Source organism: Janthinobacterium sp. UMAB-56, assembly GCF_900095265.1.
Classification (GTDB): Bacteria; Pseudomonadota; Gammaproteobacteria; order Burkholderiales; family Burkholderiaceae_D; genus Janthinobacterium.
This window is the reverse complement of record NZ_LT607668.1, coordinates 91,312-108,322: the sequence shown is the minus strand read 5'-3', so window position 1 is coordinate 108,322 and position 17,011 is coordinate 91,312. Positions and strand designations below refer to the sequence as shown.

General features: G+C 52.5%; 14 protein-coding genes. 1 reads left to right on the top strand and 13 read right to left on the bottom strand.

Annotated elements, in window-relative coordinates; genetic code table 11:
* A partial coding sequence (locus K0F85_RS23985) for an integrase core domain-containing protein (protein WP_219118413.1) occupies window positions 1-513 on the top strand: 513 nt, incomplete at its 5' end.
* A gap of 136 nt (window positions 514-649) precedes the next feature.
* On the opposite strand, the gene K0F85_RS23980 is transcribed toward K0F85_RS23985, so the two are convergent.
* From K0F85_RS23980 to rfbA, 13 genes are all read right to left on the bottom strand, one after another.
* The gene (locus tag K0F85_RS23980) at window positions 650-1,744 is read right to left on the bottom strand and encodes a glycosyltransferase (protein WP_219118412.1); all 1,095 of its coding nucleotides are present in this window, start codon (window positions 1,742-1,744) and stop codon (window positions 650-652) included.
* A 438-nt stretch (window positions 1,745-2,182) separates the two neighbouring features.
* On the bottom strand, window positions 2,183-4,690 hold the full coding sequence (locus K0F85_RS23975) for a hypothetical protein (RefSeq protein ID WP_219118411.1): 2,508 nt from the start codon (window positions 4,688-4,690) through the stop codon (window positions 2,183-2,185).
* A 72-nt stretch (window positions 4,691-4,762) separates the two neighbouring features.
* Window positions 4,763-5,572, bottom strand: a complete 810-nt coding sequence (locus K0F85_RS23970) for a PIG-L deacetylase family protein (RefSeq protein WP_219118410.1) — start codon at window positions 5,570-5,572, stop codon at window positions 4,763-4,765.
* Window positions 5,562-6,413, bottom strand: a complete 852-nt coding sequence (locus K0F85_RS23965; RefSeq protein ID WP_219118409.1) for a GNAT family N-acetyltransferase — start codon at window positions 6,411-6,413, stop codon at window positions 5,562-5,564. Before K0F85_RS23965 ends, K0F85_RS23970 begins: the two co-directional genes overlap by 11 nt.
* Window positions 6,410-6,775, bottom strand: a complete 366-nt coding sequence (locus K0F85_RS23960) for a GtrA family protein (protein ID WP_219118408.1) — start codon at window positions 6,773-6,775, stop codon at window positions 6,410-6,412. Before K0F85_RS23960 ends, K0F85_RS23965 begins: the two co-directional genes overlap by 4 nt.
* Window positions 6,769-7,755, bottom strand: coding sequence for a glycosyltransferase family 2 protein (locus K0F85_RS23955; RefSeq protein WP_257638148.1), 987 nt, complete (start codon window positions 7,753-7,755; stop codon window positions 6,769-6,771). Before K0F85_RS23955 ends, K0F85_RS23960 begins: the two co-directional genes overlap by 7 nt.
* 250 nt (window positions 7,756-8,005) lie before the next feature.
* The gene (locus K0F85_RS23950) at window positions 8,006-9,121 is read right to left on the bottom strand and encodes a glycosyl transferase (protein WP_219118407.1); all 1,116 of its coding nucleotides are present in this window, start codon (window positions 9,119-9,121) and stop codon (window positions 8,006-8,008) included.
* Window positions 9,118-10,221: a non-hydrolyzing UDP-N-acetylglucosamine 2-epimerase gene (wecB, locus tag K0F85_RS23945; RefSeq protein ID WP_219118406.1), complete on the bottom strand. Its 1,104-nt coding sequence runs from the start codon at window positions 10,219-10,221 to the stop codon at window positions 9,118-9,120. The genes K0F85_RS23950 and wecB overlap by 4 nt, the downstream gene beginning before the upstream one ends.
* A 68-nt stretch (window positions 10,222-10,289) precedes the next feature.
* Window positions 10,290-13,442: a glycosyltransferase gene (locus K0F85_RS23940; protein ID WP_219118405.1), complete on the bottom strand. Its 3,153-nt coding sequence runs from the start codon at window positions 13,440-13,442 to the stop codon at window positions 10,290-10,292.
* The gene (locus K0F85_RS23935; RefSeq protein WP_219118404.1) at window positions 13,443-14,774 is read right to left on the bottom strand and encodes an ABC transporter ATP-binding protein; all 1,332 of its coding nucleotides are present in this window, start codon (window positions 14,772-14,774) and stop codon (window positions 13,443-13,445) included. It abuts the gene before it with no gap.
* On the bottom strand, window positions 14,764-15,582 hold the full coding sequence (locus tag K0F85_RS23930; protein ID WP_219118423.1) for an ABC transporter permease: 819 nt from the start codon (window positions 15,580-15,582) through the stop codon (window positions 14,764-14,766). Before K0F85_RS23930 ends, K0F85_RS23935 begins: the two co-directional genes overlap by 11 nt.
* On the bottom strand, window positions 15,582-16,127 hold the full coding sequence (gene rfbC, locus K0F85_RS23925) for a dTDP-4-dehydrorhamnose 3,5-epimerase (RefSeq protein WP_219118403.1): 546 nt from the start codon (window positions 16,125-16,127) through the stop codon (window positions 15,582-15,584). The genes K0F85_RS23930 and rfbC overlap by 1 nt, the downstream gene beginning before the upstream one ends.
* The gene (gene rfbA, locus K0F85_RS23920; protein WP_219118402.1) at window positions 16,124-17,011 is read right to left on the bottom strand and encodes a glucose-1-phosphate thymidylyltransferase RfbA; all 888 of its coding nucleotides are present in this window, start codon (window positions 17,009-17,011) and stop codon (window positions 16,124-16,126) included. The genes rfbC and rfbA overlap by 4 nt, the downstream gene beginning before the upstream one ends.

The following is a 17,011-nucleotide window of genomic DNA, read 5'->3' as shown; positions in this document are numbered from 1 at the left end:
ATCGACCGCGCCACGCGCTGGGTCTTCATGGAGATCTATGCCGACCAGTCCGACAGCAGCAGCACCGACTTCCTGATCAAGCTCAACAAAGCCTGTCCGATCGCCATCGTCAAGCTGCTCACCGACAATGGCAGCCAGTTCACCGACCGCTTTACCAGCAAGAAGAAAGACCCGGAAACGGGCGATCGGATTCCCAGCGGCAGGCACGCGTTCGACGTGCTGTGCAAGCAACTGGCGATCGAACATCGCCTGATTCCGCCACGTCATCCGCAGACCAATGGCATGGTTGAGCGCTTCAACGGCCGTATCAGCGAGGTCGTCAACCAGACCCGCTTCGCGTCCAGGGCCGAACTCGAATCGACACTGCGCAATTACCTGAAAATCTACAACCACAACATTCCCCAGCGCGCCCTGGATAATGAAACACCGATGCAGGCGATGAAGAAATGGCAGGGGAAAAAGCCGGAATTATTTGTTAAACGTGTTTATAACCAAGCGGGTCTTGACACGTAATCAAAACGTGCCGAGCCTCGAAGAGGGGCCAGCTACGGATGGGGTGCATAATCCCAGCGATCTAAACATCTAAACAGCTAAACAGTCACATATTTACAATACTTAATAAAAATATCATAAACATATGCAATTGGAACTATTTTTTCTTATTCATAATCATCCAGCGTGGCGACTTGAATCGGATAATACGGAAATATAACCAGATATACGATGTTATGAATAATATGGAGCAACAAATCAATAACCAGGTATGGCGCCAAAGCATAGTTGCAGGGATCACTGCCATCAGAGAAAACAGCCATAAATACGGCGATGTCATGGAATTGCGGCGCATCAATGCACGCGCCTCCTTGCGGCCCACGGTCCACTGCACAATGCGACGGAAAATCAGGCTATGCAAATGGATACCGTCAGGCATCACCGCTGATTTCCCCTGAATGAATGCGCGTCGATAAGCGGAAAACAGTGTTTCAAACACAGGATAGATAAGCAATAGAACGGCATACCAAGTCGACACTTCAGGGTTGCGCATCACCAGCAACAAGGTCAGTTCGCCCAGCATAAAGCCAATAAAATACGCTCCGCCATCGCCGAGGAAAATCAACCCTACGGGATAATTCCAGATCAGGAAACCTGTAATCGCCCCTGCCACCAACAAGGCAGATACCAGGATAAAGGAGTCATTGACCTGCAAGGCGACATAGGCAAGTGACAGCAACATGCAGATGGACACCACGCTGGCCAAGCCATTGAAACCGTCGATAATATTGATGGCATTGGCAATACCAGCTACGGCCAGCACCGTAATTGGCAAGCTCAGCCAAATAAAGGGAATCGCCCAACTGGAAAATACCCAATCAATGCGGCCGATCCGCGCATCAATCAGGAAATACGCCAGCAGGGCGCCCGCCATGGTCAGCAGTAAGCGGCCTATGGGACTGACCTTGCCCGTGAAATCTTCGACAATACCACCGGCAAAGGCGATGCCTGAACACAATAGCAAAGACAGCATCCAGTAAGTCATGGCCGGCAAACGCCAGATCGACACGAGGGCACTGATCACCACCGCCAGGAAAATCGACAATCCGCCTATACGCGCCACCGAATGCGAATGAACTTTTTGGACACCATGAAAATCCGAATCGAGTGCCGCACTATGCAATCTCACCTGTTTTATAATCAACAGGGTCAATAATGTGGATACGACAAAGCTCACGATAAAAGAAAACATTTTTATTATCAATAAAAAATCGGGCTTGCCACTAAAAAGCCATCGATAAGGTGAAAAATACGAGAAAATTACGCTATACGGCAGTCAATGACATTGTACTGAAATTACCAATAAATCCCTATTTCAACATACTGGCATGCACAGCCTGCCAGTACAGATATCCAACAATGCCAAGTATTGAGGCACCGGGGGATTGGAGATCGCCCGCCTTGCCCCGCCTGCATGTATGCGGGGTCCACACCGCGGGGAAATATACAAATTATTATTTGTATGACAACAAGTGCGCGCTGACTTTCGCCGAGGCTGGTACAGGCGCTGCAGATAGTAGCAAGGGCGTCCATGATCGCTAACCCTTCAGAGGGTAACAGCAGCCTGGCCGCAACGGCGGCAAGGCGCGATATAAATACAAGCGCGGCTGACAGGCTGGGAAGACGCTGACTATCGCAGCGAGACCGACACCTGATTCACCAGCAGATAATCGGTATCGCGACTGGTCAAGAATAATACACCCCGCTCAGCGCCCGTCGGAACAGGCACGGACTCCGCCATGTAAACCTCATCCTTATTGCAATTCACAAGGCGGTAGTAAGGCGTCCCGACATTCCAGTTGATTTGTGCGATCAGACTGCCGGTCTTGGCAGGGCATGTCAGACGGACGGCATATAGGGCAGACCGGGCAAGGCCGGTAGAAAATTCGTGTAGCGCATAGGACTGGTTCGAGGCAAGCAATTTCCCATCCGGCGTCACTTTGGCGCCCCTCTTTTCAGCCTCGACGCCGTACGGGCGAAAGTCTGAAATATCGAGCACCGTCACATAGCTGACGGGCATGTCCTGCAGTTGGTACATGACCATGCCGCCCTTGGCTTGCACGGGCACGGCAAAACGGCTGAGGTACCTGCCCAGCAAACTTGAAAACGTGTTGTGAGCATCCACCGGCTCGGCAAGATTCCAATAAACAAAACGAACATTCTCCTCTTTCAAGAACGTAGCGAGCTGATCAGGCGACTGAATCGCGTCGGCCTTGGCCAGTATCGCAGGTGCATACCAGTTGATATAAACGGGGCTGGCGCTCAGGGTTGCGCCCGTCGGGCGTGTAATGGCAAACAGCACGCGCGCATCGGGGGCATCACGGTTCAGTTGCGCATTAAAAATCTGCTCTGGCATGAGTTTAGCCACCACTGCATTTCGGCCGGCTTCGCTATACAAGGTGCCCAGCGGAATATTGAAGTACCAGTTAATGCCCGGCAAGAAGCAGATATTCACGGCCCCAAACACCATCAGGGTCGCCGCCACAAAACGACGCCGCAGACGTGGCTGTCCTGTCACATGACCACGATAGAACAGGGCGCCAAGCAAAACCGACGCCAGGGGCAACACGGGAAACAGGTAGCGCCAATACTGCATCGCGGCAAACATTACCATGCCGAACACCAGCATGGGCACGACGATGCGCACAGCGGAACGCTTGCGCCCATACAGCAGCAACGACAGCAACGCTAGTGGCAACAGCAACAGATACTGGAAACCTGCGACATAGTTTTGCGACTCATAATGCGCTGGCGTCTGGAAAAACATGTTCCAAAAACTTTTGAAGGAAACTCCTTTGACATAGCGCGTATCGAGGAAGTTATACGGGCCAAAGAATGGCGATTTAAAATAGCCGTTATACAAAGGGAAAACAGGATTACCCGTCACATGAAAGGCGTAGGCATACGAGTGAAAGGCCACAAAGGCGGCAATCAAAACGGCAATCACCAGGCCCGGCACTTGCGATGAAAATGGCACCGCAATACGCTGCTGCCGGCGCAGGTACAACTCGCAGGCATAGGTGCCCAACAAGGCGACACCGAGTACGGCACCCGGCAATTTGGTGGCGGCGCACATCGCAGCAACCATCAGCACCGCCGCCAAACGGGCACCCGAGAAAACCGCTTGCCGTTCCAATGCCAGCAAGGTACCAAGTACCGCCAATACCGCCAGCATGAGCTCTGTTTGCAAACTCGATAACAACACTGTCAGGATAGGGGTAGTGACAAACAATGCCAGGATCAGCAAGCGATCGTTCAAGCGGTGATTGACAAGGTGCGTCAAACGCCATAATCCCCACAACAGAAAACCCGCCAGCGCCAGGTTCATCGCCGGGCGGGCATCGGTTTGCGCCAGAACGGACAGGATGGCATGCAGCAGATCCACGGCAAACGGCGCGACCACCCATATCTGGGAGCGCACATCGAAATCATAGATATGACGCTCCGCCAAGACAGTCCACATGCGCAGATGGGTAGCATTGTCATCGTAGGCAAGCGACGGGAAAAAGGCGTAACGTGCGATATAGCCTGCCAGTCCGATCACCAGTACCATCAATGGATAACTGACACCAGCGGCGCGACGACTGTTGCATGCGAAGAACGCAAGCACCTGCGGCTTGTAAATAGAATGAAATCTCAATAAGCATGCGATCGCAACAGGCAAGCCCAGTATCGCTGCATACACTGTCAAATAGTTGAGCGGAAAGTGTATCAGCAGGCCAAACACCGCAAGGTAGGTGCCAACACCAAGCACCAGCGACTCCGCCAGCAGAAACGCGGCCCGCTCTCCTCTGAACAGGAAATACAGCAATACACGACCGCAGCAATAGGCCGAGACCACGAAATAGGCGATGGCAAGACTTTGCCCCCATCCAATTCCAATCACTAGATACAGCAGCACAAACCCGCTCAGGATGGCGATCTTTTGCCGTATGCGGCACAAGTGCAACATGATGGCTCCCGCGCTGCAAGCCAGTGCCCAGAAGAACAGATCGACCAGCATGTCGTCATGCCAGTACTCGAACGCCAGTGGCCAGGTGCCGATGCCAATCGGAATAATCAGCATGGCGATGACTAAAAATCCAAGCTTCAGGTAATCGATTTTTTGGGCTGAGTGGCGATTTTTAAAAATGAACATGAAAAGGGATGCAATTAAATATAAAAGACGGTTGGTCGTGTACTGCCATCACTGCGGCCCAGACAACATTGCTCAGGAACGTGAGGCATGCCATTTTTTCAGCCTGGCCTCCACCACTTTCCAAGTCGAGAATTGACGTTTTTCATAGTATAAAGTGCCGCTATGGGGTACTTGTCCGATTCTGGAGATACTGACCCCCTGCAGCTGTTGCCGCCCATTCAAGACGAAATGTCCTAGCACAAAGGGAAACAAGCCTATCCAAGTGATACGCTGCGTCGGATACCTCAGGCAGTAAGACAGGAAACGCAGACGTTGGCGCCAAGAAATTAGAGTTGATTCAATCGGACCATTCGCCGGCAGCGGAGACAGAACGCGAAAAAAGAGCCAGGGACAATGAAAATTATTGTAAAGCGCAAACTGGCGCACGAGCGGGGTCAGTCCCCGCTCATGTAGCAATGCCAGGGAAAATGCATGCAATACATCGTGATCGGGATGCCCCCCTTCCCAAGCCAGTATATAGATGCTGGCGAGCGGACCGATGTTATCGAGCTGTCTATCAAGATAATCGGCGGCAAGTGCGATATGCTCCAGCAAGGCGCCATCCTCAATTTCAAGTTGCTCACCAGCAAAATAGATATCGCCAGGGGCGACACCTAATTCCTGCAACACGCCCAAAGACTCCTGGTTACGCAAGCTAGCATCAGCACCAGCAGGCACGCCGCTGGTGAAATAGAGACACACTACGCGCCGTCCTTTTTTCTTTTCCTCTGCAATTTTTTGAAAAATCGCAAACTCATCATCTTGATGCGCAAATAAAAACAGCGCCGTTGATGCGACGCCAAGTTCAGGTACGGGGTCCGCCGGTTCTATCCTAGTATGCATCGAAATCCAGGAAGGAAAATAGTATGTGTCCAGATTCCAGCGAAAAATCTGGCGCTGACAGGGAGCGGAAAATCAAATTGAGCGGGGAGGGACGAAAGCGCTGCGGAATGTCCATGTATGTTCGCAGACCGCCGGCGGACTTCGGTGTCAATCCCAGGTATAAGTGCATGGGAGACTGCATTGCCGATCGAGCTGGGCGGTAAGCGAGTGTACCGGGCAATTCAGCATAGGCGGGCAGGATGCTACCGAATGCCCTGGCATGAAAGGCAATGTGCCCGCCGGCGGCACTGCTGTGGATGCGATTGACAGGATTGGCACAGCGCCAGTCCAGCGATTCCTGGCTCCACACACGCTCGAAATGCGCGTTTCTTGCCGCAAGCGCCCAATTCACACCCAAACTTCCAAAACCGATTTTCGACTCAAGAGACTGGACAAGCTGAAAACCGAGTTTTCGCACAAAACCGGGCGTACTGTTCGCATTTGCAACGCCATACACGCTGGAATAGCCTTGCTCTGCCGCCGCTTGGTATGTCATTTCAGCCAGTTTTGTGAACAGGCCTTTCCCTTGATATTGGGGATGCGTGGCGGTATTCAACGATAACAAGGACTTTTGCACGTGACCGTTGACGCGCAATGATGCAGGTATGCAGACATAATGAGCGGCAAGCGTATCGCCATCGTATGCATCGTAGCCTACGACATGACCATCCGGATTCTGCGCATATAACCACTCCAGGGCGCGCGGCGAGAATTTTTCCTGCTTGGAAAAACAGACGGTAAATAAGGCCTCATACCGCAGCAGCGATTGTGCGTCTACGCGCACCGGCGAAAAAGTTATCATCGAAATACCCAATATCTGCTCAAGAGAAAGCCATTTACCGCCACGATGGGTAGCGATAGCACTTTACCGGCCAGAAAATCACCAGTCAATTGTACAGAAAAAGAAGAAAAACCCATTGTAATTAAGTAGTTGACTGCCACCACCACAGCGAATTTCAGTATTGTCGGGCCAGAACTGACTGCCTTGAACGTCACTTTGGCATGCAGCGCATAATTGGCAACAAGGCCTGATAAAAATCCGACCGAGACGGCGGTGCCATAATAAACGCCGGCGTACACCATTAATTTTGCTGTCGAAATGTCGATCACCGCACACAGAAGCCCGATGCCTATAAAAAAAAGAAACTGTTTGCGTATCAGCATTCGGTAGGCCGTTCTACGCTGGCAGAGCGATGCACAGGACGTCGTGGAACGGAAGAAATATCTTCGGACAGGAACGCCAAAATTAGTTGCAAACCTACAATCACAGGCATGGCCGATAGCATGACGGTTCCCGCTGGCGTAGAAGTGCCTGTCTGCGACGAAATAAACCAGTGTACGCCGCCAAACACGACACCAAAAATTAGCAGAAGCATACCGACTGGCAACTCAAACGAGCCGAGCGATATATTGCGTAAATAATAATTATAAAAAATTCTCTTTGAAAAATTACGGACATGCTTGAGGAAGAATTCACCAACGATGCTAGAAATTTTCAAACCACTGACTTCATCGCCATATTTCGCATCCATGGGAATATCAATCACGACGGCGCGCAAGGTATTGAGTCGAAATAATATATCCGTTTCAAAAAAATACCGGCGGCTGATTTTCTTAAATGGCAAACGTCGTGCGACATCGCTATGAATTGCTGTATAACCATTGGTGGGATCAAACAGATCCCAATATCCTGAGGATAATTTTGTCATGAAAGAGAGTACCGCATTGCCAAACAGGCGCACTTTGGGCATGGCATGGATCTCTTCCAGATCATAAAAACGGTTTCCCTTGGTGTAATCGGCCTCTCCATTGACAATCGGAGCGATAAAGGAGGTGATGAGAGCCGGATCCATCTGGCCATCACCATCAATCTTGATCATGATATCCATGCTATCCGCAATGGCTGCTTGATAGCCAGTCATGACAGCGCCCCCTACACCTTGATTTTCCGGATTGCGCAACACCACAACGCGTTCGTCCCGGCAATGCTCTTCCACAAAATCTCCAGAATTGACAGGGCAACAATCATCGACCACATAAATCCGCGTCACCTCCGTACCGATACTCTCAATGACGTCGAGAATATGATCACGAACTTTATAACTCGGTATTATCACTGCGACTCTTGTTTTTTTCTCGCTCACTTTGCACATCCGGAAATATTGTAAATTATAGAAATAAATTATAGCCAAAACCCTTGGCCACTTACTCAAGGCCTTGGCTATGACATCTTCGACATAGCACAATGCAGGGCCTTCGCTTACCCAGCATTTCATCGGTATTGGCCATCGCCCAGGGCCTGATCAATTACGCCGGAATACGCATGACTGTAGCATCCGTTCCACGCTTGAGCGCCTGTCGGCAGGCACTGCATTCCTCTATCGGGATGAATTCTTAGAAGAAAATACCTGCCGCCTCAAAACGCGCATCCCAGGAATGCCTATTCCGAAAAGCCTGTATGGCCTCGGGCTGATCCCGATGAGCCAGAGCCAGACGCAACTGTTGCTCAAGATTACTGTCTTGATCCATTAAAAATACACCTGGCTGGTCTTCACGCATGGCCATTTCGCCAAATCGGCTCGATAACACCGGCAACCCAAGCGCCCGATATTCATAGTATTTTATCGGATCAACGGATGCTGTCAGCGTGGTGCGTTTAAAAGGAATCAGTCCCACCGAAAAAGCTTGCATGTGGGCTATCGCTTGCTGATGCTGACAGGCTGGCAATAACTCGATGTTCCGGGGAAGGTGAGTGGGTATTGAACCAAACACGGGACCGATCAAGCGTACGGGCACAGCCGGATGAGCGACTGCCAACGCAATCACCATTTCCCAATCAAACCATTTTGCAATCGTCCCAACATAGCCCAGCATGGGCGACGCAGGGCGGGCAGGCAAGTCGGGCACCTGCGGCAGTGTCTCGATGGCACAGGCATTCAAGGCCATGCGCAATCGCTTGCCGCACGCTGCAAAGCGCTCAGCAAGCAGCGTCGATGAAACCAGTACCTGCTTGGCTTGCGCTGCAACGGCACGTTCCCCCTGCTCCATGGAAAACCTGGAAAGGCCGCGGTAAAACGCGGGGAAGTCGTCCATGATATCGAACAGCGATACCAGTTGCGGATGCCGATGCATCAGTTGCAGGGCGAGCTTGCTCGGCTTGCCTATGGCGAGCAGGCAGTGCCCGCCAGCGCTGAAACGCTCGACAGTCTGATGAATCCGCTTCCAAAAAAGGCCATTGAACAGGCCCGATCCTGGCAGGGGTTCGATCGGCAGCGCCGGCGCCGGCAATACGGTCAACCATGACGGCAGAGGCCGCGGGGTAGCGGGCGCACCGTGACTCATCCTGGCCCGTAGGCGCCGCAAATCTTCCAGTGCAGGCAAACGGGTCGGATAAGGATCAATCCATAGTACGGAACCACCATTCTTCGCATGGAACCATTCGACGAATTTATGTGGCCGCTGCGCAAAACTGTCCCACGGCAGCGGTGATACATAAATCAGACATGTCATGCAAAATGCTCGCGGAGTACCTCGACAATACGTTCGGCGCCATGTCCATCGCCATAGGGCGAAATACCGCGCGCCATTTCCAGGTATGCGGATTCATCATCCAGCAAACGCTGCGCCTCATGAACAATACGTTCGTAGTTGGGTCCTACCAGTTTTACCACGCCCTGCTCCACCGCTTCCGGACGTTCGGTTTCATCACGCAACACCAGTACCGGTTTGCCCAACGCTGGCGCCTCCTCCTGCACCCCGCCGGAGTCGCTGATAATCAAATAAGAGCGCTTCATGGCAGCGACAAAGGGGGCATAGTCGAGTGGTTCACACAGGTGGATATTGCTACTGGCATCCAGTATTTCGTACGCGACATCCTTGACATTCGGATTGGGATGCACGGGATACAGGAATTGCACGTCCGGGTTACGCTCTGCCAGGGTTTGAACCGCGCGGCAGATGTTACGGAAAGGCGCACCAAAATTCTCGCGGCGGTGCGAGGTGATGAGAACCAGGCGCTTGGCCGGATCAAGCTCGATACCCAATTCCAATTCCCGGTCCGCAGTCATCAGCAAGGCATCGATCACCGTGTTTCCGGTAACGATAATATCGCTGTCTGGCGCTCCCTCGCGCAACAAATTCTGGCGTGAGCCTTCGGTCGGAGCAAAGTGCCAGCGAGCAAGCCGGCCAGCAATGACACGGTTCGCTTCTTCAGGAAAGGGATTTTGCATATCCCAGGTACGCAGGCCCGCTTCGACATGGCCAAATGGAATGTGATGATAAAAACACGCCAGCGCTGCCGTCATGACCGTGGTGGTATCGCCCTGCGCCAACAGGACGTCTGGCTTCTCTGCCAGCAGCACCTCGTCCAGTTCCAACAACAGCCTTGCCGTCAGCGTGGTCAACGCCTGATTGGGACGCATAATATTCAAATCGATATCGGGCTCGATACCGAAAAAAGTCAGCACCTGGTCAAGCAAGCCCCTGTGCTGCGCCGTCGCCAGCACGCGCACATCAGCCCATGGTTGCTGCTTTAATGCAAGAATTACCGGAGCCATCTTGATCGCTTCCGGACGCGTGCCTACGGCACAAATAATTTTTATCTTCGACATATATTTCCTATCTATGCACTTCCATTACCAATGCGAATTCATATCCAATGCAGTCGTGCCAAACGCACTTACTGAGGCAGGTCCCGTTCGTAATGATGCGGAATCCAAGGTCCCCACTTGGCTTCGTATGTCGCCTTATTATCTTCAAACAATTTCTGGCGATCGAAGCTTTTTATCTTGTTAAATGATGCGGACAAATGATGGTGAATGAAGACATCTTCCGCACAAACGATCCGCAAACCAATCTGCTCGATGCGCCGGCAATAATCGTCATCCTCAAAGAAGCCGCGGCCGAACGCCTCGTCCAGATCGCCTACCCGCTCATACACATTGCGCGTGAACATCACACAGAAAAAGGCCGCAGTCTGCAAAGGGAAGGTTTGCCCGATATGGCTGCGGGTATAGCGCCCCGCCTGCACCAGCATTTCCTCCATGTTGCCATAGTCAATATGGATCTTGGCCTGGTTGCCGATATTGTTTGTGACCGGCCCGATTAAGCCGATGGATGGATCCCGCTGCAAGTGCTTGAACATCGTACGCACCCAGCCTGGCGTGACATACGTGTCGTTGTTCAGCAAGACCAGATACTCGCCACCGGCAATCGCCAGGCCCTGATTGTTGGCTGCGGCAAAACCACGATTATCGTCGTTCAAGATCAGCTTGCGGTTCGAGGCGCCAGCAGCCCACTCGGTCAGGAAGGCTGGCGAGCCATCCGAGGACGCATTATCCACGACAATAATTTCTATCGGGGCATGTTGGGTGTGCTGTTCCAGGCTGTCCAGGCAGGCACGCGTAAAATCGATATTGTTATACGTGACCACCACCACGCTCACGAAAGGATCGCGCGCACCGGATTCCGCATGACTGATCAGGGCTTGGGCGCGGTGCGTCCAAGTCTGCTCCCTGGCAAAATTCTGCCGTTGCACGATGGCTGGAGCATCGTCGCGCTCCTGCAGGACTGACTCAATGGCGCACAGGAAGCCTTCGCTATCGTGCGCCACACGCACCAGATCATCAAATTGCTTCATTTCCGGCAAGTCGACGGACACAACCGGCTTGCCAGCGCTCAGGTACTCATACACCTTGACAGGATTGGTGGCCAGGGTGAGCGGAATCACTTTGAATGGCAACAGGCAAACATCGAAGGCATGCAGGTACTTCGGCAACTGCGCATAGGGCACTTCACCTGTCATGACCACATTCGACAGGTGAGCGAAGCGCGCCTTCGCATGGACGGTATCGTCGCCGATCAGCAAGACACAGCAGTCAGTAAAGCGCGCAGCGATCGCTTCGACCAGATCCAGGTCGAACCATTCGGCGATCGCGCCGTAATAGCCGATGATGCGCCGGCCTTGCGGCTCCACGTAGGCGGCGTCGGGCTTGCGCACAAAGTGCGAGAATTCCCCCGCATTGCGCACCAGAGCACGGTGCGGCGTATGTTCAGCGACGATCTGATCGAGCCACGCCGAGGTGGTGATCGTTAAATCGGCATTGCGCATTAAGGCCCGTTCCAGTTGCAAGACAGCATCAGCGGTGTTGCCAAAACCCTCATGATGGTCCATGCAGTCATACACCACGCGGCCATTGGGCAATACGGCGGCGACGTCATACCAGAATGGATGATCCACCAGCGAGACTATGCTGCGCGAGTTTGCCCACTCAAGCACGGCTCCGAGCCCGCTGCGCAATTGCTGCACGGTATCGTGGCCCGGTACCGACGTGTAGATCACGGGCGCGCCTTCGGCATGCAGCCTGATCTGGAATAAGCGGCCTTCACTATCGAGTTGCTCCTGCTGGAAACCAGGACGTGCATCATCCACCAGATTGACCGACACATAGAATACGCGGCGCCCCGACAGGGCAAGGGCCTGCGCCAATTGCTGCGGACGCTGATGGCGAAAATGCCAATCGATCACCCCCCAGACGATATAGTCTGGCACATTGCCAGCCTGCGGGACGGGTTGAACGCCGGGAGCCTCGAATGGCACCGATGCCAACACTTGCTTGCGAACGGCAACGTAAGTAGTCCCGACCGTTTCCCGATAGGTGCTGACCATGGCACGCTTCATCCCATCAGGCAAGGGCAGGCGATGATAGACCCTGCGCAAGCCACGCAGCAATTTTTGACGGTCCTCACTCAACAAACCATAGCGCCACAAGCGGGCGCCGAATCGCAGGGGAGCCGTCAAGCGCCACGAACGGGTACTGCGCAGGCTGTCGAGCATTTTTTGCGCAGCCTGCTGGGCAATGGCAGTTTGGCTGAGGTTATCGATTGCCGTATTGGCCTGCGAGACATTTTGTTGCAACTGCATGATCTCAGACGCCGAACAAACCAAACCCTGCTGAAGCTTGCTCACTTCGGCTTGCGATGCTGCCAGATCTTTTCTGATGGTATTGACCTCCTGGGCAGACTCGGACAGGAGCTGCTGAAGCCGAACGAGTTCACTACCGTCTTCACTCAATCGCAGCGTCAGACTGGCGATTTTCGACTGGTACTCGGCCAGGGCATTATGCAGGCCCTGCTCTTTCGACAATGCATCATCTTGCTCGATACGGCAATCGGCCAACTTCAACTTGAGCTGATCAAACCAGTCTGGCGCCGCATAGACGAGAATAAGCTGTTCGCCGCCCCACAACGCATCGGGAATCAATCGGCAATCGATGACGCGCGACCATGCCAGATGAAAACCATTCTGCAGCACCATCGGCACATTGTCCGGCAAGAAAGAATAAAAATGCTCGTCTATGCGCTGCATTTCGCGGTAAGGCAAGGCCAGCACAATCGCCTTGTGTGCTCGTTGCGCCAATATCGGCAAAATCTCATACGGCGTATGAAAGTGCTCCAGGGTGTTCGATGAAAAGACCACATCGAATTTTTTCGCAGCAGCCTGCACGCCCTCCAGCCAATTTTCGCTCAAGAATTGAATGGCGGGATAGCGCTCGCGGGCCTGTGCGATGGCCACGCTGGAAAAATCAACTCCGGTCAACTGCTGTGCGTCGATATAGCTGGCCAAGCAATCCGTACCATCACCCTGTGCGCATCCCCAGTCGACAAGAGTCATGCCTTGCTGCCGGATTTGATCGAGCAGCCAGCGGGGCAGATTATCAATGGCAAGGCGAGCGAAGAAACGGGATTGACGGGGACCTTCGAAGGTTTGCCAATCGGTCGAGAAACGGCCGTCCCAATAGTCGTCAGTATTGATTTTAGTAGCGTCAGTCATTTATTTGAGCAAAATAGAGTGCTGGATTGGAGGTTGGAACTGGCCAAAAAGGCGGGCATCGGACAGAGATGAGAAATAATGAGCGCCTTCTACATATTCATAATAATGAATATCGCTGTGCTGGCGATTTTCAAGTGCCGCTACCAGGAGATATTTCCCTGTCAGCAAATAATTATTAAGTTGAAACGATACGCTAAATCGCTCCATATCGGGAAGAACTTTCCCGTCGAAATCATGCGTCGTAGAAACAATTAAATCGCTACCCTGTAGATCCTTGATGGAGAACGCAACGCTGAGATGTTCGCGTGGGATATCCGCAGGGATACATAGCTCAATACGGACTTCGATGGCACTATTCCAATAGTGCACATTCTTGCGCACGCCATCCGCATCGAGCACGGCGGCCGACACGATACTACCTTTATGCGATCCCCAATGCGTGACGGGACGCGAGTCCAGCCGGATTTCCGGCACATCGTGTGCTGCTGTCGATAAAGCCAGGAGCGTGTCGCCCTCCTGCTCAACATTTGCGTGAATGCTAGACAACTGTTCTGACTCAATCTCGGCATGTAAGATTTCTTCTTCCGTCTGTTCGTCCTGGAACATGAATTCCATATAACGCCCTGTGACGGGAAATACATCGCCCTGCTCGACCAAGCGCCCCTTGTCCAGCCATACCACGCGTTCGCACAAGGTGCGTATCGATCCGACATCATGGCTCACGAACAATATCGTTGTACCCTGCTCCTTGATTTCCTTGATACGTCGCATGCATTTCGCAACAAAGCGGGCATCCCCCACCGACAGGGCTTCATCCACGATCAAGATGTCGGGATCAACGTGGATGGCAATGGAAAATGCCAGGCGCGCGTACATGCCGCTGGAATACGTCTTGACAGGCTGGTCGAGGAAGTCGCCCAACTCGGAGAACTCCAACACCTCGGCCATGCGGGCCTGCATATCCTGGGCGGAAAAGCCTAGAATGGCGGCATTGAGCATGACGTTCTCGCGTCCGGTAAACTCGATATTGAAGCCCGCGCCCAGCTCCAGCAAGGCGGCAACGCGTCCTTGCGTGCTGATCGTACCGGTGCTCGGCGACACCGTACCGCATATCATTTGCAACAAGGTGGACTTGCCGCTGCCATTGCGGCCGATAATGCCCACCGTCTCACCCCGACGGACGGAAAAGGAGACGTCATGCAACGCCCAAAACTCGCGAAAATACTGCTTTTTCCCACCTCGCAGCATTTGCAGCAAGCGGTCACGAGGGCGGTCATAGATGTGGTAGCACTTGCTGAGGCCCTCTACCTGAATCGATATATCAGAGGACATCGGCAAAACCCTTTCGTGTCTTTTGAAACCAGGCAAATCCCAACCACGACAGCAACAATGTCGCTGCACCATATAGCGTCAACATGCCTAGGTCGGGCAACTTGCCCCAGAATAAAATATCACGTGCCATTTCAACCGCTGGCGTCAGCGGATTGAACAGCAAGAGATGGCGGTAACTCTCTGGCAAAGAACTCACTGGATAGAAAATTGGCGTCATGAACATCAACACCGTCGTGACCATGCCGATAAATTGAGCCACATCGCGCAGATACACACTGAGCGAAGCCAGCATCCAGCTCAATCCCATGATGAGTAAAATCAAAGGCGCTATGATCAATGGCATCAGCAATACGGTAGGATGCGGCACGCCAAACAACACGGTATAGGCGACCAACCACACGCCCAGGCTGATCATGAAATGAAACAGTGCGGAACCAACACTTACCCATGGCAATATTTCCAAAGGAAATACGACCTTCTTGACGTAATTCACATTGGCTGTCACCAAACCCGGTGCGCGGTTAATACATTCAGAAAACAGATTGAAAATGATTAATCCTGCAAACAGCACCAGGGAAAATTCAGTCTTCGAGTCGCTGCCAGCATTCCAGCGCGCCTTGAAGACGACGCTGAAAACGAATGTATAGATGAGCAGCATGAAAACAGGATTAAAGAACGACCACAGGATACCCATGAAGGAACCACGGTAGCGGCCTATCACTTCGCGTTGCACCAAGACCCGTACCAGATTTCGGTTACGCCATAAACTTGCGGCCATTTCTCTTGGCGAAGCAGAAAATTCCCGCATCAGGAAAATATCTCGGCCGTGATGAACGCAGCCCCGCACGCATCCTTCGTCGATAGTATCGCCTCGCCAGACAATGGCCACTGAATCGCCAGCGCCGCATCGTTCCAGGCGATGCAACGCTCATGTTCCGGCATCCAATAATCCGTCGTTTTATATAAAAACTCGGCACTGTCGCTGAGTACGGCAAAGCCGTGCCCAAAGCCTTCGGGTATCCATAACTGTTTTTTATTTTCAGCACTGAGCACGGTACCGTACCATTGTCCGAATGTCGCGGAGCTTTTGCGCAGATCGACCGCTACGTCGAATACTTCCCCCTCCGTAACACGCACCAGCTTGCCTTGCGGCTGCTGTATTTGATAATGCAGCCCCCGCACGACATTTTTTTCTGAGCGTGAGTGGTTGTCTTGCAAAAAAACGACAGATCGTCCCACGGCAGCATCAAATCGAGCCTGATTGAAACTTTCAAAAAAGAAACCCCTGTCATCGCCAAATACGTTAGGCTCAAGTATCAGCACCTCGGGAATTGGACTGGCAATCACCTTCATAAACGGATTCCCTCTTTCAGTAAATTGAACAAATATTTTCCATAGGCATTTTTTGACAGAGGCTGCGCCAATTTTTCCAATTGCACGGCATCAATAAATCCTTTACGGAATGCAATTTCTTCGGGACACGCTACCTTCAGTCCTTGGCGATGTTCGATGGTCGCGATGAAATTACTCGCGTCAATCAGGCTTTCATGCGTACCTGTATCAAGCCAGGCATATCCGCGCCCCATGATCTGTACGGTCAGTTGCTGACGCTCCATGTAAATCTTGTTCACATCGGTAATTTCGAGTTCACCACGGGCGGAAGGCTTCAGATTCGCTGCGATATCAAGCACTTGATTATCGTAAAAATAGAGCCCAGTTACCGCGTAATTGCTTTTAGGTACTTTTGGCTTTTCTTCCAAGCTCGTGGCGTGGCCGGCAGCGTCAAAAGCAACGACGCCGTAACGCTCCGGATCTTGCACATGGTAGGCAAAAACGGTGGCACCTTGGGGCTGGGCGATCGCATTTTCCAACTGCACATGTAGATCGTGGCCATAAAAAATATTATCCCCAAGTACCAATGCGCAGGATGAATCGCCGATAAATTCCCTGCCAATAATAAAGGCTTGCGCAAGACCATCAGGACTTTCCTGCACCGCGTATGTCAGATTCAAGCCCCAGGCGCTGCCGTCGCCCAGCAATTGTTCAAAGCGCGGCGTATCTTGTGGCGTCGAAATAATCAGAATGTCGCGTATGCCTGCCAACATCAAGGTGCTGATAGGATAATAAATCATCGGCTTGTCATAGACCGGCAGCAGCTGCTTGGACACTGCCATGGTGACAGGATACAAACGTGTACCCGAACCGCCAGCGAGGATGATACCTTTACGTTCAGTCAT

Coding starts and splice junctions, on each gene's coding strand:
- K0F85_RS23980 (WP_219118412.1), bottom strand. CDS start 1,744: ATGTTTTCTTTTATCGTGAGCTTTGTCGTATCCACATTATTGACCCTG.
- K0F85_RS23975 (WP_219118411.1), bottom strand. CDS start 4,690: ATGTTCATTTTTAAAAATCGCCACTCAGCCCAAAAAATCGATTACCTG.
- K0F85_RS23970 (WP_219118410.1), bottom strand. CDS start 5,572: ATGCATACTAGGATAGAACCGGCGGACCCCGTACCTGAACTTGGCGTC.
- K0F85_RS23965 (WP_219118409.1), bottom strand. CDS start 6,413: ATGATAACTTTTTCGCCGGTGCGCGTAGACGCACAATCGCTGCTGCGG.
- K0F85_RS23960 (WP_219118408.1), bottom strand. CDS start 6,775: ATGCTGATACGCAAACAGTTTCTTTTTTTTATAGGCATCGGGCTTCTG.
- K0F85_RS23950 (WP_219118407.1), bottom strand. CDS start 9,121: ATGACATGTCTGATTTATGTATCACCGCTGCCGTGGGACAGTTTTGCG.
- wecB (WP_219118406.1), bottom strand. CDS start 10,221: ATGTCGAAGATAAAAATTATTTGTGCCGTAGGCACGCGTCCGGAAGCG.
- K0F85_RS23940 (WP_219118405.1), bottom strand. CDS start 13,442: ATGACTGACGCTACTAAAATCAATACTGACGACTATTGGGACGGCCGT.
- K0F85_RS23935 (WP_219118404.1), bottom strand. CDS start 14,774: ATGTCCTCTGATATATCGATTCAGGTAGAGGGCCTCAGCAAGTGCTAC.
- K0F85_RS23930 (WP_219118423.1), bottom strand. CDS start 15,582: ATGCGGGAATTTTCTGCTTCGCCAAGAGAAATGGCCGCAAGTTTATGG.
- rfbC (WP_219118403.1), bottom strand. CDS start 16,127: ATGAAGGTGATTGCCAGTCCAATTCCCGAGGTGCTGATACTTGAGCCT.
- rfbA (WP_219118402.1), bottom strand. CDS start 17,011: ATGACTGAACGTAAAGGTATCATCCTCGCTGGCGGTTCGGGTACACGT.